Genomic DNA, 17,044 nt, shown 5'->3' with positions numbered 1-17,044 from the left:
CGCCGCGCTGTTGGGGCGGTAGCCGAGGGCCCGCATCGCCTCGAGGACCCGCTCGCGCGTCTCGCCGTCGACGTTCTGCTTGCCGTTCGACACCCGCGAGACCGTCTGGCCCGAGACGTTCGCGCGCCGGGCCACGTCGGCCATCGAGACGCCGCGTCGCGGCCGGGTGGACGGGGACGGGCGGTCGGTCTCGAGTGACATGGGCTTCCCTTTATAGCGCGCCGCCCGTCAGCCGTGGTGCATCGTGCGCCGAACCGTGACGCAGGAACAGTCGCGGGTGGCGACGTGGACATGCTACGGTGACGCTCTGCCATGTTGACGTGAACATGGCGGGCCCGCACTACTCCCCCGAACGGAATCCCATGACGACGACGTCTCCCCCCGTCCCGCTGAGCGAGGTCGCCCCTCCGGCGTCCCCCCTCGCGGCCCCGAAGTCGCGGGCGAAGAGCGAGTGGAAGGGCCTGGCGTTCGTCGCCCCCTTCCTCGTCGTCTTCCTCCTGGTCTTCATCGCCCCGGTCGTCTACTCGATCTACCTCAGCCTCTTCCGCGAGCAGCTGGTGGGCGGCAACTCCTTCGTCGGCTTCGCGAACTACGCCGCGATCTTCACCGACCCGAACTTCTGGGAAGGCTTCGGCCGCGTCCTGCTGTTCCTGGTCGTGCAGGTCCCCGTGATGCTCGTGCTGGCCCTCGTCGCGGCCCTCGCGATCGACAGCGGGCGTCTGCACGGCACCGGCTTCTTCCGCATCGTGGTCTTCCTCCCCTACGCCGTCCCCGCGGTCGTCGCGGTGCTGATGTGGGGCTTCATCTACGGCGACAACTTCGGCCTGGCCGCGAACGTCAACGACCTGCTCGGCTCCGACGTCGTCCAGCCCTTCTCGCGCGACTGGATCCTCGCCTCGATCGGCAACATCGTCACGTGGGAGTTCGTGGGCTACAACATGCTCATCTTCTACTCCGCGCTGAAGACGATCCCCGGCGAGCTCTACGAGGCGGCCGAGATCGACGGCGCCGGCCCGATGCGCGTCATCCGCTCGATCAAGCTGCCCGCCCTGCGCGGCGCGATCGTCATCGCCACGATCTTCTCGATCATCGGCAGCTTCCAGCTGTTCAACGAGCCGAACATCCTCCGGACGCTGGCGCCGAACATCATCACCACCTACTTCACCCCGAACATGTACGCCTACAACCTGTCCTTCGCCGGTCAGCAGTACAACGCGTCGGCCACGGTCGCCATCGTCATGGGCGTGATCACCGCGGTGATCGCCTACGTCGTGCAGCTCCGCGGCGCGCGGAAGGAGAACTGATGGCCCTCGCGACCGCTCCCCGGACGCCCGCCCGCGCCCCGAAGCGCCCGGCCGCCCGCCGCGGCTCCTCGGTGCAGCCCAAGAAGTCGATCGCCTTCACCCTGCTGATGTCGGTCTTCATCCTCTACAGCCTCGTGCCGCTGGCCTGGCTGGTCATCAACGCGACGAAGACGCAGGCCGGCCTGCTCTCGAGCTTCGGCCTCTGGTTCGACGGCGACTTCGTCTTCTTCCAGAACATCGCCGACACCCTCAGCTACCGCGACGGGATCTTCCTCCGCTGGCTCGGCAACACCCTGCTCTACGTCGTCGTCGGCGCCGGAGGAGCGACGCTCCTGGCGACGCTCGCCGGCTACGGCCTCGCGAAGTTCCGCTTCACGGGCCGCAAGGCGGTCTTCGCCGTGGTGCTCGGAGCGATCGCGGTGCCCGGCACGGCCCTCGCCGTCCCGACGTTCCTCATGTTCAGCCAGCTCGGCCTGACCAACACCCCGTGGGCGATCATCATCCCGTCGCTGATCAGCCCGTTCGGCCTGTACCTGGTGTGGGTCTACGCGGTGGAGTCGGTGCCCACCGAGCTGCTCGAAGCGGCGCGGATGGACGGGGCGGGCGAGTTCCGCACCTTCTTCACCATCTCCATCCGCCTCCTCGCCCCCGGCATCGTGACCGTGCTGCTGTTCTCGGTCGTCGCGACCTGGAACAACTACTTCCTCCCGCTGATCATGCTGAGCGACCCCACCTGGTACCCGCTCACCGTCGGCCTCAACCAGTGGAACGCGCAGGCCACCGGCGTCAGCGCGCAGCCGATCTACAACCTCGTGATCACGGGCTCGCTCCTCACGATCATCCCCATCGTCGTCGCCTTCCTCGGACTCCAGCGCTTCTGGCAGTCCGGCCTGAGCGCCGGCAGCGTCAAGGGCTGAGCCCTCCCCCTACCCATCCCCCGGCCGGAGCGTCCTGCCCCGTCCACAGCACCCGCAGCACGAAGAAGTGAAGGGAAACACCACCATGAAGATCGCCCGTTCCGCCCTCAGGCGGACCCTGACGGTCGCGGCCGTCGCGGCCCTGGCCGCCGGCTCCCTCGCGGCCTGCTCGTCCACCTCCGGTGGCGGCACGACCACGAGCGCCGGCTCCGCCGCCGACCTCGACTCCGCCCTCGAGGCCGGTGGCAAGATCACGTACTGGAGCTGGACCCCCAGCGCCGAGGCGCAGGTCGCCGCGTTCGAGAAGGCCTACCCGAAGGTCGACGTCGAGCTGGTCAACGCCGGCACCAACAAGGACGAGTACACCAAGCTCGAGAACGCGATCAAGGCCGGCTCTGGCGCCCCCGACGTCGTCCAGATCGAGTACTACGCCATGCCGCAGTTCGCGCTGTCGGACTCGCTCCTCGACCTGTCGCAGTACGGCATGGGCGACCTCGAGGACAAGTACTCCGCCTCCACCTGGGGCAGCGTCAACATCGACGGCAAGCTCGTCGGCCTCCCGCAGGACTCGGGCCCCATGGCGCTGTTCTACAACAAGACCGTCTTCGACCAGTACGGCATCGCCGTCCCCGCCACCTGGGACGAGTACGTGGCCGCGGCCGAGAAGCTGCACACCGCCGACCCGTCGAAGTACATCACCGCCGACACCGGCGACGCCGGCTTCGCGACCAGCATGATCTGGCAGGCGGGCGGCGAGCCGTTCACCACCGACGGCACGGACGTGAAGATCGACCTCGCCGACGAGGGCACCGCCAAGTGGACCGGCGTCTGGAACCAGCTCGTCGAGAAGAAGCTGCTCTCGGACACCCCCGCCTGGGGCGACGAGTGGTACAAGGGCCTCGCCGACGGCTCCATCGCCTCGCTGGTGACCGGCGCCTGGATGCCCGGCGTGCTGGAGTCCAGCGTCCCCGACGCCTCCGGCGACTGGGCCGTCGCGCCGATCCCGACCTACGACGGCACCGCCGTCAGCGCCGAGAACGGCGGTGGCGGCCAGTCCGTCACCAAGCAGAGCGAGAACCCGGCGCTGGCCGCCGCGTTCCTGCGCTGGCTGAACAGCGACCAGGCATCGGTCGACGTCTTCCTGCAGAGCGGCGGATTCCCGTCGACCACGGCCGACCTCGACAGCTCGGACTTCACCGGTCAGGAGTCGGAGTACTTCGGCGGCCAGAAGATCAACGAGGTGCTGACCCAGGCCTCGAAGGACGTCCGCTCCGGCTGGTCGTACCTGCCCTACCAGGTCTACGCGAACAGCGTCTTCGGCGACACCGTCGGCCAGGCGTACGCCAACGGCACCAGCCTCGACCAGGGCCTCGCCGACTGGCAGAGCAAGCTCGTCCAGTACGGCAACGCGCAGGGCTTCACCGTCTCGGAGTAGCACCACTGCTCGACGCGGGGCCGGCCGGATCGCTCCGGTCGGCCCCGCGTCGTTCTCACGCTCGGACACACCGGGCACCGATCCTGAGGGGGATCCAGATGACCACCGCTCCCGAGAGCCGCTTCGCCATCGGCGCCGCCGACTTCGAGCTCGACGGCCGCCCGCACCGCATCCTGTCGGGGGCGCTGCACTACTTCCGCATCCACCCGGACCTCTGGGCAGACCGGATCCGCAAGGCCCGCCTGATGGGCCTGAACACCATCGAGACCTACGTCGCCTGGAACGCGCACGAGCCGCGCCGCGGCGAGTGGCGCGAGGACGCCGGGCTCGACCTGGGCCGCTTCCTCGACCTGATCGCCGCCGAGGGCATGCACGCGATCGTGCGCCCCGGCCCCTACATCTGCGCGGAGTGGGACAACGGCGCCCTCCCGGCCTGGCTCTTCCGCGACCCCGAGGTGGGCGTGCGCCGCTCGGAGCCGAACTACCTCGCCGCGGTCAGCGACTACCTGCGCCGCGTGTACTCGATCGTGGCCCCGCGCCAGATCGACGCCGGCGGGCCCGTGGTCCTCGTGCAGATCGAGAACGAGTACGGCGCGTACGGCTCCGACAAGGAGTACCTGGCCGAGCTCGTGCGCGTGACCCGCGACTCCGGCATCACGGTGCCGCTGACCACCATCGACCAGCCGACCCCGCAGATGCTCGCCGACGGCAGCCTGCCGGGCCTGCACCTCACCGGCTCGTTCGGCTCGCGGACCGCGGAGCGCCTCGCGACGCTGCGCGAGTTCCAGCCCACCGGCCCGCTGATGTGCATGGAGTTCTGGTGCGGCTGGTTCGACGACTGGGGCACCCAGCACCACACGACGGACGCCGACGCCTCCGCGCAGGAGCTGGACACCCTGCTCGCGGCCGGCGGCTCGGTCAACATCTACATGTTCCACGGCGGCACCAACTTCGGCCTGACCAGCGGAGCGAACGACAAGGGCCGCTACGCCGCGATCACGACGAGCTACGACTACGACGCCCCGCTGGACGAGGGCGGCGACCCGACCGCCAAGTTCTGGGCGTTCCGCGACGTCATCGCGCGCTACGCGCCGGTTCCGGAGGAGGTGCCCGCGGTGCGCCCGTCGGCCCCCGCCCTGACCGCTCCGCTCGTCCCCGGCCCGGCGCTGCTCGGCCTCGGCCAGGCGTTCGGACCGGCCGCGCACCTCGACGCGATGGCCAGCTTCGACGACCTCGGCCACGACGACGGCTTCGTGCTCTTCACGACGACGCTCGACGGCTCCTCCGCTCCGGCCCGCCTCGTGGTGGGCGAGGAGGTGCGCGACCGCGCCTGGGTGCTGCTGGACGGCGTGCCGGTGGGCGTGCTGGCGCGCGACCACCACGAGCGGGCGCTGACGCTGCCGAGCGGACGCGGCGAGCTCGCGATCCTGGTCGAGAACCAGGGACGGGTGAACTACGGCACCCGCATCGGCGAGCACAAGGGCCTGGTCGGAGGCGTGACGCTCTACGGCGCCGAGCTGACCGGCTGGGCGGCACGCGCCCTCGCGCTCGAGTGCCTCCCCGACCTGGCCGTCGCGGCGCCGGCGTTCTCGGCCGGGCCGCAGCTCGCCTCGGGCTCGTTCGAGCTCGACGAGCAGGCCGACCTGTACGTGGACACGCTGCACTGGGGCAAGGGCCTGGTCTGGGTGAACGGCTTCCTCCTCGGGCGCTACTGGCGCCGCGGGCCGCAGCGGACGCTGATCGTCCCCTCTCCGGTCACCCGCGCCGGCCGCAACCGGGTCGTGGTGCTGGAGCTGGAAGGCATCGCCGAGCCGGAGATCCGCCTGCTCGCGGGAGCCGAGCTCGGGCACACGGAGATCTGAGCTGCGGAGCGGAGGCGCGAGCGGCCGTCGGAGGCGTGGGGTCATGGTTCCCGGCTCCGTCGTGCGGGTGGGGCCGGGCCGACTCCGATCCGCACGCGCTGCCGGACCGCCTCCGGTCTGCGGGTGCCACCGGGCCGCCTCCGTCCTGCGGGCGGCGCCGGGCCGCCTCCGGGACTCGAGGCTCTGCTAGCCTCAGGCGCCCCGGTGCGGCGCCGGCGGGCGAAGGGGGAGACATCATGTCCAAGACACTGCTGCGCACGACTCTGATGGGAGGCGCGCTGCTGCTCGCCCTCTCGGGCTGCGCAGGGACCGCGACGAGCGGATCGACCCTCCGCCCGTTCACCCCGACGCTCCCCTCGTCGTCGGCCGCCCCGTCCGCTACCGCGACGGCCGCCGCCCCGACCGCCGACACCGCTCAGAAGACCGGCGAGCAAGTGGCCGCCGTGCTGACCGGCGTGCAGTTCGTGCCCGGCGAGTACGCGAGCATCCAGGAGATGCTCGACTCGATCTACCCCGGCCTCACCGCGACCGACGCGAGCTGCCTCTCGCCGTTCGGCCTGGGCTGGGACACCGCGCAGCCCGCCGCCGGACTCTCGTACGGCACCAGCGCCGACCGCTCCATGACCGCCGTCGTGTCGAGCACCGGCACCGCCGACGCGGCCGCCTCGCTCCTCGCGAGCGCCACCGACGCGACCACGCGCTGCGCCTCCGGCTCGACGCTCTTCGCCATGCAGGGCGTGCCGGTCGAGACGACCGTCGAGCGCACCGAGCAGACGCTGACCGGCGCCGACGAGACGCTCGGCTGGAAGGTGTCCGGAGCCGTGGGCGGCAAGCCGTTCTCGCTCGTGGGCATCACCGCGCGCGTCGGCGGCGACGCGGTCGCGCTCGTGGGCTGGGACCCGACGACGAACACCTCCTACGTCCCGCGCGCGACGCAGCTCGTCGTCGACGGACTGTAGGGCGCTGGACGCTGGACGCTCTGAGCTCTGGCTCTGAGCTCTGAGTCCTGCGCTCCGCCGTCCGCTCCTCCGCGAGAGTCCAGGAGTCGTCGCACTCGACGCTGAGTGCGACAACTCTTGAACAGTGGGCGCGGGTCGAGCGCCGGGGCGGAGCGATCACCGGGCGCCGGGCGCCTCCCCGAGCTTGGGGCACCCCGCACCCGGCGCGGGAGCGCGCCTCAGGCCAGCCAGGAGAGGGTGCCGCCGTGGGCGGCCGCGCTCGCGAGCGGGACGCCGTCGGCGGCGAGCAGGAACGGGGTCGGCTCGGGAGCCGTGCGGTCCCCGCGCGCGGCGACGAGGTGCGGGAGCAGCGCCTCCGCCTCGAGCGTCACCAGGCTCGCGCCGCGATCGGCGACCGTCGCCAGGACGCTCTCGCGCGCGGCCCACGGAAGATAGACCAGGGTCCCGAGCGAGACGACCACCGTCCGCAGACCCGGCGGCACCGCGTCGAGCAGGGCGGGCAGCTCGGCGGCCGCATCGCCCGCGATGATCGTGGGCGGGTCGTCCTGCAGAGTCTCCACGGCCGAGCGGAGCCGCGCGGTCCGCTCCGGGCGGTCGGGCGGGAGCAGCGCCTCCAGCCAGGCGACGTCCTCGGGCGAGCGGACGTCGAGCGGCGCCAGGTCGAGACCCCGGCGCCACGCGACGGCCGGCAGCCGCGCCGGCGCCGCGCCTCCGCTCACCGCGCTCCGCAGCAGAGGCGCGCCCGACCCGAGCCGCGTCTCGCCGTCGCTCGCCGTGAAGGCGTAGGAGTACCGCTCCGGCGCCAGGCAGAGCCCCGCGGAGGCGCCGATCTCGACGAGCGCCACCGGCTCACCGGGCTCCGTGATCCGCTCCAGCGCTGCGACCAGGGGCGCGCACCGCAGCGCCTCGTTGGTCTGCGTCCTCCGCTCGGCGGCGACCGGCGCCACCCGCGCCCACTCGCTCCGGAACCACGCGGCGAATCCGGCGCCGTCGACGTCGGGCACGCCGAGCAGCCGCGCGACCGAGAAGAGCAGGGACGGCTGCCGGTGCTGCGCGGGCAGCTCGTCGATCAGGGCGAGGAGGCGCGCATCCTCCGCGACGGCGAGCGCCCACTCGACCTGCCGCTCGGAGGTCTGCGCGAGCTCGACGGCGGCGCGGCGGAAGCGGTCGGCGGAGGAGGGCATGCCTCCATCCTGAGGGAGCGGCGCCACGGTTCCTGCAGGCGGGCGGAGGACCTGCGCGGCGGGCGACAGCCCTGCTCCGCGGATGTCGGTGGTCGCCGGTAGAACGGACTCATGTCCGACACCGCTCCGAGCCCCGCGTCCGCGCCGGTCCGCGAGCGGCGCCTGCTCGACGTCCGGCGGATCTACGCCGAGCCGGCCGCGCTCGAGCTGCCCCGCGGGCAGGAGGTCGTGGCGCGGTGGCCGGGCGCCGAGATCGTGCCCGTCGAGTCGCACTGGCTGATCCCGGAGGTGCACGGCGACGAGGCGAACGTCGCGCGCTGGGTGCGCATCAAGACGGAGGCGCTCGTGCTCGGGGTGAAGAAGTCGCTCGTCACGCGTCCGAACGGCCGCTCGGCCGACTTCATCGCCCCCTCCACCGCCAACGGCTGCGCCATGGCGTGCGTCTACTGCTACGTGCCGCGGAGGAAGGGCTACAGCAACCCGATCACGCTCTTCACGAACATCGAGCAGATCCAGCGCCACCTCGCCCGGCACATCGCCGAGCAGGGCCCCAAGACAGAGGCGAACCAGTGCGACCCGGAGGCCTGGGTCTACGACATCGGCGAGAACAGCGACTGCTCCGTCGACGCGCTGCTGAGCGGGAACGTCCGCGACCTCTGCGAGCTGTTCCGGATGTCGCCCACCGCCAAGGCGTCCTTCGCGACCAAGTACGTCAACCGCGAGCTCCTCGAGTGGGACCCGCTCGGGCGCACGCGCATCCGGTTCTCGCTGATGCCCGCCGAGACGGCGAAGGTCACCGACATCCGCACCTCGCCGATGGCCGAGCGGATCGCGGCGATCAACGACTTCGTCGACGCCGGCTACGAGGTGCACGTCAACTTCTCGCCCGTGATCCTCACCGAGACCTGGCAGCAGGACTGGACCGAGCTCTTCGACCAGCTCGACGCGGCCCTCCACCCGCGGGCGAAGGCGCAGCTCGCGGCCGAGGTGATCCTCCTCACCCACAACGAGGGCCTGCACGAGGTGAACCTCGGCTGGCACCCCACGGCGGAGTCGCTGCTCTGGCAGCCTGGCCGCCAGGAGCAGAAGGTCTCCGAGAACGGCGCCGTCAACATCCGCTACCGACGCGACCTCAAGCGCGCCGCCCTCGACCGCTTCCGCGCCCTCCTCGCCGAGCGCCTCCCCTACTGCCGCGTCCGCTACGCCTTCTGAGCGCCGGCGCCCCCGCCGGAGCGGCGGCGTGACGACTCGCGGAGGAGCGCACCCTCCCGCGCACGCCGAGACACCGCCGCGGAGACGGCGTCTCGACGGAGCCGCACGCGCTGTCCAGTGAGCGCAGCGTCACGCCTCCTCCCGCTCCACCCGCCACGCCAAGACACCGTCGGCCCGCCCGACACGCCACTGCCGAGACGGCGTCTCGCGCACGAGCACGGTGTCTCGACGCAGCCGCCCCGCCCTTCGGAGGCACCCGCAACTGAGCCCCGGAGTCGCCCGGCTGGGAGTCCGCCCGGCGGCCGGGGCCACTGCTTCGCATTCCGGATAGCGGCACGTGCCCTCCGAACGAGGGGCGTACTTTCGGAGAACAGCCGGAGAGACGGCCCGACCGCCCGACTCCACGGGCCTGCAGAGCAGGCGTCAGGGGGGATCGACGGCTCGGCGCGACGGCATCCGGGCTCGACATCCCGGAGCCCGGCACCCCCGGATCGACACTCCGGACACTCGACTCGGCGGCACAGCACACCCCGGGTCCTGCTCCCCACGAACACCCCCACCATCTCGCACTCCCCCTTCCGGCGGCACTCGCCGGGCACCCCACCGTCGCGGCCGGCACCCGCGACACAGCACAGAACGGCGGCACGCACCATGGGCGCTCTCCTCTACGGCACTCCCCCCACCTCGCACGAGATCGACGACCGCGCGCTCGCGCACCTCCAGATCGTCATGATCAACAAGTTCCGCCGCGACGAGGCGTTCGCCTTCCAGCTCGACGCCTCGAGCGCGCACGGCACCGGACGCCAGACACTGTGGCTGCACCCGACCATCCCCCTCCAGTTCTCGTTCCACGGAAGCCGCATGCCGGCGATCAACGCCACCTGGGTGCGTGCACTGATGGAGGAGGCCAACAGCGGCCGGGGCCTGCGGATCGTCACCGAGCCGGCGCAGCAGCCCGAGTCCTCCGGGCTCACGCACGCTGCCTGAGCGCGCCGTGTCCAGGCGCGACGACGACGAGCCGATGGAGGTCACCGACTTCGTCGAGCTCGCCGGTGCAGTGCACGACGACGCGGGCTTCGAGTGCTCCTCCACTGTCGACGGCGTGACGGGCGCGCTCTGCGTGCTGCCCGACTCCCTGGTGCTGCGGAGCGCCGGCACCGGAGACTCGACCCGCGTCGGCACCCGCGACATCCGCTCCTGGCGGGCCACTCCGGCCGGCGCCACCTTCTCGCTCGCCGTGGAAGCCGGAGCGCGGCACACCGTGGTGCTGCTCACGCAGTTCCAGGCGGCGACCGTCCAGGCCATGACCCGCGCCGCCGGACCCGCAACTGGTTTATCCGCTTAACGAATTCCCCGTTCGGGGCACGCGGTGAGGAGCGCTCCTCGTGCGACCCTGATCGGGATGAACGAGAAGGACGAGGTCGTGCGCTCCGACATCGGCGGGCGTGACATCGAGCAGGCGCGGGCCCTCTTCGAGCAGTCGTACAACGGGCACCGCTTCGTCGTCGAGCCCGGCGAGGACTTCTCGTACCGCTACACCTCCGTCGGCGACGGCGATGTGACGCTCCGCGGCAGCCAGTTCGCCGGCTCCGTGCAGGGCTCGATCCAGACCGAGGGCGAGTACGTCGTCTCGTGGCTGACCGCCGGCGCGGGCGTCACCGATCTCGACGGCGACGCGGTGACCCTCGGATTCGGGCAGCCGGCGATCTTCGTCAACGACCGCCCCAGCCGGTTCGAGTTCCACGACTACCGCCAGAACCTCATCCACTTCGACGGCGCGTACCTCGAGGGCATCGCGGAGGAGGTCGAGGGCACCCGCGGCCCCCTCCTCTTCGACACGACCTCACGGCCCGAGGGCGCGGCGCTGCGGCGCTGGTCGGCGACCGTCGCGACGGTCGCCCGGGTGATCTACGACGCCGACAGCTCGCCGCTGCTGCGCCGCGAGGCCGACCGCGCGGTCGCCGTCGCCCTGCTCGAGACCTTCCCGCACTCGACGCTGGACACTCCCGGCGACCTCGGAGTACCCCGCTCGGGGCGCCTCCGCCAGGCTATCGAGTACATGTACGAGCACGCCCGCGAGCCGCTCCGGACCGAGCAGATCGCCGACGCGGCGGGCATCGGCCTGCGGACGCTGCAGACCGAGTTCCGGCGCGAGTTCGGCTTCACCGCGGTCGACTACCTGCGGCGGATCCGGCTGGACGGCGTGCAGAAGGAGCTGCGGGCGGGCGAGTCCGGAGTCGTCAGCGTCAGCGAGGTCGCACGGCGCTGGGGCTTCGCGCACCTCGGCCGGTTCTCGGCCTCGTACGCCCACCGCTTCGGCGAGCGCCCCAGCACCACGCTCGACACCTGAGGCGTCAGAGGTAGTCGGTCCCGCCGTCGTCCTCGCTGTCGTCGCCCTTGCCGCGCGGCTGCACGGTCGGCCGCGCGGGCTGGAGCCGTCGGGTCTTCTCGCGCATCGACTCCACCGCCTCCGGGTCGTCGAGGTCGACGCCGCGGTCGAGCGCCGGGCTGGTGAAGAGCTGGCTGGCCGGTCCGACCAGGAGTCGGGTCTCACCGCGCATCCCCTCGTCCGAGAGCGACGGCACCACGACCAGGTCCGACTTCCCCACGTTCGCCAGCGCCTGCGCGTACTCGACGACCGCCGAGCACACCTCGTCGCCCAGCAGCACGAATCCGCTCGCGTAGTACAGCTTCTGCATCTCGCCCTCCCCTGGATCCCGGACCGCCCCTCCGGTCGGCCCGTCCCCCGACGCTAGGACGGCGCCGACCGGGCGCCCCACCCCTTGACGGGGGTGGGGCGGAGGGGTCAGAGTCCGCGCGGAGTGGGCAGTTGCAGCGCGGTCGCGAGCGCCTCGACGACGCGGGTCGCGCGCACGTCGCCGACCCCCTCCATCCGGTTGGTGAGGAACGCGAAGCCGACTCCCGCGTCCGGGTCGGCGAAGGCGACCTGTCCGCCCGCGCCGTCGTGCCCGAAGCCGCTCGGCGTGAGGTACCGGCGCGCGTCCGTGCCGAGCTGGAAGCCGCAGCCCCAGGCCGGCCACGGGCCCGGCACCGGCCACACCGGCGGGCCGCTGCTGAGCGGAGCGGTGGCCCGCTCGATCGTCGCGTCCTCGAGCAGCCGCACGCCGTCCGTCTCGGTGAACGCCGCCGACCAGATCGCGGCGAGCGCGCGGGCCGAGCCGATGCCGCCCGCTCCGGGGATCTGGGCGGCCTGCAGCACGGGATCGTTGAAGCCCGTGCCCGGTCCGACGAGCTCGACGGGCAGCGCACCGCCGAGAGTCATCGCCCGCTCGCCCCAGTCGACGACTCCGGGGGTGCGCGCCGCGGCCTGCGCCGCCGTGAGCTCGGCGAGGGTGGGACCGACGAGCATCGTCGCGACGCGGCCCTGCTCGGAGGCGGGCAACCCGATCCACGCCTCCGCGCCGACCGGTCCGGCGATCCGCTCCTGGAACGCGGCGCCGACGCTCCGCCCGGTCACCCGGCGGATCACCTCGCCGATCAGCCAGCCGTGCGTGATCGGGTGGTAGGCGTACCCCGTGCCCGGCTCCCACAGGGGCTCCTGCTCGGCGAGGCGCCCGGCGACGAGGTCCCAGTCGGCGAGGTCGGCGGTCGTGAGCGGGAGGCGGGGGGCCGAGAGCCCGGCCCGGTGGGCGAGCAGGTCCTGCACGCGCACGTCGGCCTTGCCCGCCGCGGCGAACTCGGGCCAGTACTCGGCGACCCGCGCGTCGTAGTCGAGCAGCCCCTCCTGCACGAGGCGTGCGGCGAGGAGGGAGACGAGGCCCTTCGTGCACGAGAAGACGACGCTGAGGGTGTCCTCCCGCCACGGCTCCTCCGCCCCCGCCTCTCCCGCCCAGAGGTCGACGACCGGCCGGCCGTGCAGCCGCACCGCGACCGCCGCTCCCGAGCCGGGCCGGACGGCCTCGGCGAAGGCGTCGCGGACCCCCTCGAACCCGGACTCCACGACTCCGTGCACCGCGGTCACCCCTTCACCGCGCCCTGCAGCAGAGCGGTGATGAACTGCCGCTGGAAGATCACGAAGACCAGGATCGTCGGCACGATGATCAGCAGCGCGCCCGCGTTGAGCAGCGGGATGCTGTTGCTGTACTGCCCCTGGAAGAAGGTGAGCGCTCCGGCGACGGTGCGGTCCAGCGGATCGGAGACGAGCACCACCGGCAGGAGGAACTGGTTCCAGGTCCAGAGGAACAGCAGGATCGCGAGCGCCGACAGGGCCGGGCGCGCGAGCGGCAGCTGGATCCGCCGGAACTCCTGCCAGGTCGTCGCGCCGTCCACGCGCGCCGCCTCCGAGAGCTCGGACGGGATCCGGACGAAGTGCGCGCGCATCCACACGACGCTGAAGGGCATGTAGAGCCCGATCAGCGGCAGGATGATCGCCCACTGCGTGTTCAGCAGGCCCAGCGACTGGATCTCGTAGTACAGCGGGATGATCAGCGACTCGAACGGGATCGTGAGTCCGAGGATGAGGAACACGAAGACGAACCCGCCGCCGCGGATGCGCAGGTTGCCGAGCGCGTAGCCGGCGAGGGTCGCGAAGAGCAGGCTGATCGGGACGACGCCGAGCACGATCAGGGCGCTCGATCCCATCAGCTGCAGGACGTGCCCGGTCTCGAAGGCCTGGGCGAAGTTGCCCCACTGCGGGTCCGTCGGCCAGGTGAGGCCGGTCGGATTCACGTCCGCCGGCTGCAGCGCCGCCGAGAGCATGTTGACCAGCGGGATGACGGTCAGCACGAGCACGACGATCAGGACGACGCGGCCGATGACGACCTCGGACTTGGTGACGATCATCGGTCGCTCACTCTCGAGAGGCGCTGGAGGGGGAGGACGCAGGCGAGCACGAGCACCATCAGCACGATCCCGAAGGCGGAGGCGAGCCCCACGTCGCTCTGGGTGAAGCCGATCCGGTAGATCGAGATGCCGGGCACCAGGGTCGAGCGGCCGGGGCCGCCGAGCGTGGTCGTGTAGATGATGTCGAAGCTGCTCAGCGCCGCGATCACGGTGATCGTGGTGAGCACCGAGATCTCCTGGCGCAGGCCCGGGACCGTGATGGTGAAGAACTCGCGCAGCCACGTGCCTCCGTCGAGCCGGATGGCCTCGTAGAGCGAGACGTCGATCTTGCCGATGCCGGTGAGGAAGAGGACCGTGCAGAGCCCCGTGAGCACCCACGAGCCGATCAGGCCGACGGCGGGGAGGGCGGTCTGGAAGTCGCCCAGCCACGGCCGCGCGAGCGAGCCGAGTCCGACGGCCTGCAGGATCTGGTTGACCGCTCCGGTCTGCGAGTACATCCACGACCAGGCGATGCCGGCCGCGGCGAGCGGGATGATCTGCGGCAGGAACAGGATCGTCTGCGACACGCTCGAGAACACGCCGGGGCGCATCGAGCGCAGCAGGCTCGCGAGGACCAGGCCCGCCGAGACCGGGATCACCGTGAAGTAGAGGATCAGCACGAAGGCGTTGCCGATCGAGCCGAGCAGGTCGGGATCGGTGAACACGCGGAGGTAGTTCGCGAAGCCCACCCACTCGGAGGGGCCGACGCCGTTCCACTTGTAGAACGAGTACTGCACCCCGGTGATCAGCGGGTAGATGACGAACGCGATGTAGACGAGCAGGGCCGGCACGACGAAGAGCCAGCCGACGAGGGTCGCCCGCCGCGCCGCAGTGCTCCTGCGGCGCGGCGTCCCGCTCCGGCCCCCGCGGTCGACGGCGCTCGAGACGAGAGGGCCGGCCGCGGTCATCCGGCGAGTTCCTTCGCGTAGAACTCCTGCACGGCCGTGACGAAGTCCTGGCCGGAGATCTGGCTGGTCACCAGCAGCTGCGACTCCGGGATGATCGCGCCCGCGTAGATGCCCGCGGTCGCGTTCGACATGAAGTCGACCTGGCCGTCCTCCGCGCCGATCTGCGCCGACATGGCGAGCGCCTGCTCGAGCAGCGAGCCCGACTCGACCTCGGGGAGCGCCTGGGCCGGGTCGCCGCCGGGAGCGGCACCGGTCACGTCGACGACGATCTGGCGCGCGGCCTCGTTCGTGTGGATCCAGTTGAGGAAGAAGACGATCTCGTTGAGGTGCGACGACTTCGCGGCGACCGAGAACGAGTTGGCGGCGCCCATGGCCACGTGGTTCCCGCCCTCCTCGGCCGGGGGCACGAGGAAGAAGTCGACGCCGTCGCCCATCTTGGTCTGCGTGTCGGCGGCCGCCCAGTTGCCGTTGAAGGCGAACAGGCCCTCGCCGCCCTGGAAGCGGCTGACGAAGGAGGAGTAGTCGATCGCGTTGATGTCCGAGGGGAAGTAGCCCGCGTCGGCCCAGGTGCGGATGAGCTCGGCGCCCTTCAGGTTGCCGTCGGTCTCGTAGGTGGCGCCGGGGACCGTGAAGATCCAGTCGGCCATCTCCTGCTTGTCGGCGTACTGGTTCATCGCCGCCTGCACGACGAAGTTGACCACTCCGTCCTTGTCGCCGGCCATGATCGGCAGGACGCCGCCGGCCTTCGCCTTCGCGAGGTCCTCCTCGAACTCGGCGAGCGTGGTCGGCGGGGCGTCGATCCCGAGCTGCTTCGCGAGCTCGAGGTTCATGTAGATGCCGGTGACGCTGTAGCCCAGGCCCAGCTGGTAGAGCGAGCCCTTCCCGCGGACGCCGTCGGAGTCGACGCGGAGCGGGGCGAGCTGCGAGGCCGACCAGGCGTCCCAGCCGTAGGCGTCGAACCACGGGTCGAGGTTCGCGAGCAGGCCGTCCTTGACGGTGTCGCCGATGGTGGGGAGGCGGATGAGGTCCGGGGGCGTGTCGCTCGCGAGCAGCTTCGGCGAGTTGGCGGTGAGGTTCGCGAAGGTGTCGCGGTTGATGGTGAAGGTGACGTTCGGGAACTGCTTGGTGAACTCCTCCGTCAGCTTGTCGGTGACGGGGAAGCCGGTCTCGTCGGCGATGACGAGCTCGACGGTGTCGCTGGTGAGCTCGGTGCTCACGTCGACCGAGGAGCTCGCGGCCGGAGCGCTCGAGCCTCCGGGCGCGCAGGCGGCGAGGGTGAACAGGGCCGCGACCGAGCCGGCGCCGACCAGGACGGTCCTGCGGCCGATCGGCGCGCCGGGGGTGGGGAAAGACATGCGGTGACTCCTTCGTCGTGGGTGCAGGTGCTGCTGGTGCCCGGCCGCCCGGAGGGGCTCGAGCCGCGGCTCCGGACGGCCGCCTGAAACCTTTGAGCGGGGGACTAAAAGGTTTCAGGTGTGGATATAGTCTGTGCACACGGAAGACTTGTCAAGGGCGACGGCGGGAGGCGGCGGGCATGGCGAAGAAGCGCGTGACGCTCGCCGACGTGGCCCGCGAGGCCGGGCTGTCGATCTCGGCCGCGTCGATGATCCTGAACGGGAAGCCCGAGACCGGACTGTCGAAGGACGCCCACGAGCGGGTGTTCGCCGCCGCCGAGGCGCTGCACTACCGGCCCAACGTCGCCGCCCGCGGGCTCCGCACCGACAAGACCCGCACGATCGGCTTCATCTCGGACCAGATCGCGACCACGCGCTTCGCCGGCGGCCTGATCAAGGGCGCGCTCACGGCGGCCGAGGCGGCCCGGCACGTCGTCCTGCTCCTCGAGACCGGCGGCGATCCGGCGCGCGAGGCCGAGGCCGTCGACGCGGTGCTCGACCGCCAGGTCGACGGCATCATCTTCGCCTCGATGCGCTCCCGCGAGTTCTACGTGCCGGAGCTGCCCGCCTCCACCTCCGTGGTGATGCTCAACGCGACGAACTCGCAGCACCCGGCGTCGATCCTGCCCGACGAGTACGCGGGCGGGCGCGCCGCGGTGGAGCTGCTGCACGCGCACGGCTACCGCGACGGGATCGCGCTGATCGGGCAGAACGACGAGGTCGAGCGCGACCGCTTCCGCTCGGCGACGGTGGCCGAGCGCGTCGCGGGCATCCGCGACGCCATGGACGAGAAGGGGCTCGCGTTCGTCGCCGAGGAGTCGATCCCCGACTGGGAGCCCGAGCACGGCCACCGCGCGGTCGCCGACCTGCTGGCGCGGCGCGACGACATCCGCCTCCTGCTCTGCCTCAACGACCGGATGGCGTTCGGCGCCTACCAGGCGGTCGCGGAGGCGGGGCTCTCGATCCCGGGCGATGTCGCCGTGGTGTCGTTCGACGACGACGAGCTGGCCGCCTACCTCCGCCCCGG

General features: G+C 71.6%; 17 protein-coding genes. 10 read left to right on the top strand and 7 right to left on the bottom strand.

All coding sequences use genetic code 11. The features are described from left to right. Positions 1–201 (bottom strand): LacI family DNA-binding transcriptional regulator (locus tag C5C27_RS12640; RefSeq protein ID WP_146079683.1); only part of this gene is annotated, 201 nt, incomplete at its 3' end. A gap of 161 nt (positions 202–362) precedes the next feature. Here C5C27_RS12640 and C5C27_RS12635 point away from each other — a divergent pair. From C5C27_RS12635 to C5C27_RS12615, 5 genes are all read left to right on the top strand, one after another. Then, positions 363–1,304, top strand: coding sequence for a carbohydrate ABC transporter permease (locus C5C27_RS12635; protein WP_104223405.1), 942 nt, complete (start codon positions 363–365; stop codon positions 1,302–1,304). A gap of 107 nt (positions 1,305–1,411) precedes the next feature. Beyond that, positions 1,412–2,221, top strand: a complete 810-nt coding sequence (locus tag C5C27_RS12630; protein ID WP_258062773.1) for a carbohydrate ABC transporter permease — start codon at positions 1,412–1,414, stop codon at positions 2,219–2,221. An 85-nt stretch (positions 2,222–2,306) separates the two neighbouring features. Further along, on the top strand, positions 2,307–3,656 hold the full coding sequence (locus C5C27_RS12625) for a sugar ABC transporter substrate-binding protein (protein WP_104223423.1): 1,350 nt from the start codon (positions 2,307–2,309) through the stop codon (positions 3,654–3,656). Positions 3,657–3,754: 98 nt separating this feature from the next. Continuing rightward, positions 3,755–5,518: a beta-galactosidase family protein gene (locus tag C5C27_RS12620; protein ID WP_104314564.1), complete on the top strand. Its 1,764-nt coding sequence runs from the start codon at positions 3,755–3,757 to the stop codon at positions 5,516–5,518. A gap of 236 nt (positions 5,519–5,754) precedes the next feature. Continuing rightward, positions 5,755–6,477: a hypothetical protein gene (locus C5C27_RS12615; protein WP_104251287.1), complete on the top strand. Its 723-nt coding sequence runs from the start codon at positions 5,755–5,757 to the stop codon at positions 6,475–6,477. Positions 6,478–6,695: 218 nt separating this feature from the next. On the opposite strand, the gene C5C27_RS12610 is transcribed toward C5C27_RS12615, so the two are convergent. Beyond that, the gene (locus tag C5C27_RS12610) at positions 6,696–7,661 is read right to left on the bottom strand and encodes a DUF2332 family protein (protein ID WP_104314563.1); all 966 of its coding nucleotides are present in this window, start codon (positions 7,659–7,661) and stop codon (positions 6,696–6,698) included. Positions 7,662–7,772: 111 nt separating this feature from the next. On the opposite strand from C5C27_RS12610, the gene C5C27_RS12605 reads away from it, so the two are divergent. From C5C27_RS12605 to C5C27_RS12590, 4 genes are all read left to right on the top strand, one after another. Next, positions 7,773–8,873, top strand: a complete 1,101-nt coding sequence (locus tag C5C27_RS12605; protein WP_104314562.1) for a spore photoproduct lyase family protein — start codon at positions 7,773–7,775, stop codon at positions 8,871–8,873. Between the two features lie 651 nt (positions 8,874–9,524). Then, complete coding sequence (locus tag C5C27_RS12600; RefSeq protein WP_104223411.1) at positions 9,525–9,860, top strand: ATP-dependent DNA ligase; 336 nt, start codon at positions 9,525–9,527, stop codon at positions 9,858–9,860. 7 nt (positions 9,861–9,867) lie between these two features. Next, positions 9,868–10,218, top strand: coding sequence for a hypothetical protein (locus C5C27_RS12595; RefSeq protein ID WP_104223412.1), 351 nt, complete (start codon positions 9,868–9,870; stop codon positions 10,216–10,218). A gap of 57 nt (positions 10,219–10,275) precedes the next feature. After that, the gene (locus C5C27_RS12590; protein WP_104314560.1) at positions 10,276–11,223 is read left to right on the top strand and encodes an AraC family transcriptional regulator; all 948 of its coding nucleotides are present in this window, start codon (positions 10,276–10,278) and stop codon (positions 11,221–11,223) included. A 4-nt stretch (positions 11,224–11,227) separates the two neighbouring features. Here C5C27_RS12590 and C5C27_RS12585 read toward each other — a convergent pair whose 3' ends face one another. The 5 genes from C5C27_RS12585 to C5C27_RS12565 all read right to left on the bottom strand — a co-directional run bounded on the left by C5C27_RS12585 (position 11,228) and on the right by C5C27_RS12565 (position 15,978). Beyond that, entirely contained in the window at positions 11,228–11,572 is a 345-nt protein-coding gene (locus C5C27_RS12585; RefSeq protein WP_104314559.1) for a hypothetical protein, read from the bottom strand. A 107-nt stretch (positions 11,573–11,679) separates the two neighbouring features. Continuing rightward, on the bottom strand, positions 11,680–12,855 hold the full coding sequence (locus tag C5C27_RS12580; protein WP_104314558.1) for a serine hydrolase domain-containing protein: 1,176 nt from the start codon (positions 12,853–12,855) through the stop codon (positions 11,680–11,682). After that, positions 12,852–13,676, bottom strand: a complete 825-nt coding sequence (locus C5C27_RS12575) for a carbohydrate ABC transporter permease (RefSeq protein WP_104239126.1) — start codon at positions 13,674–13,676, stop codon at positions 12,852–12,854. The genes C5C27_RS12580 and C5C27_RS12575 overlap by 4 nt, the downstream gene beginning before the upstream one ends. Continuing rightward, positions 13,673–14,623, bottom strand: a complete 951-nt coding sequence (locus C5C27_RS12570) for a carbohydrate ABC transporter permease (protein ID WP_104239127.1) — start codon at positions 14,621–14,623, stop codon at positions 13,673–13,675. Before C5C27_RS12570 ends, C5C27_RS12575 begins: the two co-directional genes overlap by 4 nt. Next, a complete protein-coding gene (locus tag C5C27_RS12565) occupies positions 14,620–15,978 on the bottom strand; it encodes an ABC transporter substrate-binding protein (RefSeq protein WP_104239128.1) in 1,359 nt (452 codons plus the stop codon). Before C5C27_RS12565 ends, C5C27_RS12570 begins: the two co-directional genes overlap by 4 nt. 179 nt (positions 15,979–16,157) lie before the next feature. Between C5C27_RS12565 and C5C27_RS12560 the strand changes: the two genes are divergently transcribed. Beyond that, positions 16,158–17,044 (top strand): LacI family DNA-binding transcriptional regulator (locus C5C27_RS12560; protein WP_104314557.1); only part of this gene is annotated, 887 nt, incomplete at its 3' end.

The sequence above is a fragment of the Rathayibacter sp. AY2B7 genome (assembly GCF_002931635.1).
In the GTDB taxonomy this organism is placed as follows: domain Bacteria; phylum Actinomycetota; class Actinomycetes; order Actinomycetales; family Microbacteriaceae; genus Rathayibacter.
This window is presented reverse-complemented; position numbering and strand designations above follow the sequence as displayed.

Excerpts from the sequence above, each read along its gene's own strand:
- C5C27_RS12635 (WP_104223405.1), top strand. The coding sequence starts at position 363 with ATGACGACGACGTCTCCCCCCGTCCCGCTGAGCGAGGTCGCCCCTCCG.
- C5C27_RS12630 (WP_258062773.1), top strand. The coding sequence starts at position 1,412 with ATGTCGGTCTTCATCCTCTACAGCCTCGTGCCGCTGGCCTGGCTGGTC.
- C5C27_RS12625 (WP_104223423.1), top strand. The coding sequence starts at position 2,307 with ATGAAGATCGCCCGTTCCGCCCTCAGGCGGACCCTGACGGTCGCGGCC.
- C5C27_RS12620 (WP_104314564.1), top strand. The coding sequence starts at position 3,755 with ATGACCACCGCTCCCGAGAGCCGCTTCGCCATCGGCGCCGCCGACTTC.
- C5C27_RS12615 (WP_104251287.1), top strand. The coding sequence starts at position 5,755 with ATGTCCAAGACACTGCTGCGCACGACTCTGATGGGAGGCGCGCTGCTG.
- C5C27_RS12610 (WP_104314563.1), bottom strand. The coding sequence starts at position 7,661 with ATGCCCTCCTCCGCCGACCGCTTCCGCCGCGCCGCCGTCGAGCTCGCG.
- C5C27_RS12605 (WP_104314562.1), top strand. The coding sequence starts at position 7,773 with ATGTCCGACACCGCTCCGAGCCCCGCGTCCGCGCCGGTCCGCGAGCGG.
- C5C27_RS12600 (WP_104223411.1), top strand. The coding sequence starts at position 9,525 with ATGGGCGCTCTCCTCTACGGCACTCCCCCCACCTCGCACGAGATCGAC.
- C5C27_RS12590 (WP_104314560.1), top strand. The coding sequence starts at position 10,276 with ATGAACGAGAAGGACGAGGTCGTGCGCTCCGACATCGGCGGGCGTGAC.
- C5C27_RS12585 (WP_104314559.1), bottom strand. The coding sequence starts at position 11,572 with ATGCAGAAGCTGTACTACGCGAGCGGATTCGTGCTGCTGGGCGACGAG.
- C5C27_RS12575 (WP_104239126.1), bottom strand. The coding sequence starts at position 13,676 with ATGATCGTCACCAAGTCCGAGGTCGTCATCGGCCGCGTCGTCCTGATC.
- C5C27_RS12570 (WP_104239127.1), bottom strand. The coding sequence starts at position 14,623 with ATGACCGCGGCCGGCCCTCTCGTCTCGAGCGCCGTCGACCGCGGGGGC.
- C5C27_RS12565 (WP_104239128.1), bottom strand. The coding sequence starts at position 15,978 with ATGTCTTTCCCCACCCCCGGCGCGCCGATCGGCCGCAGGACCGTCCTG.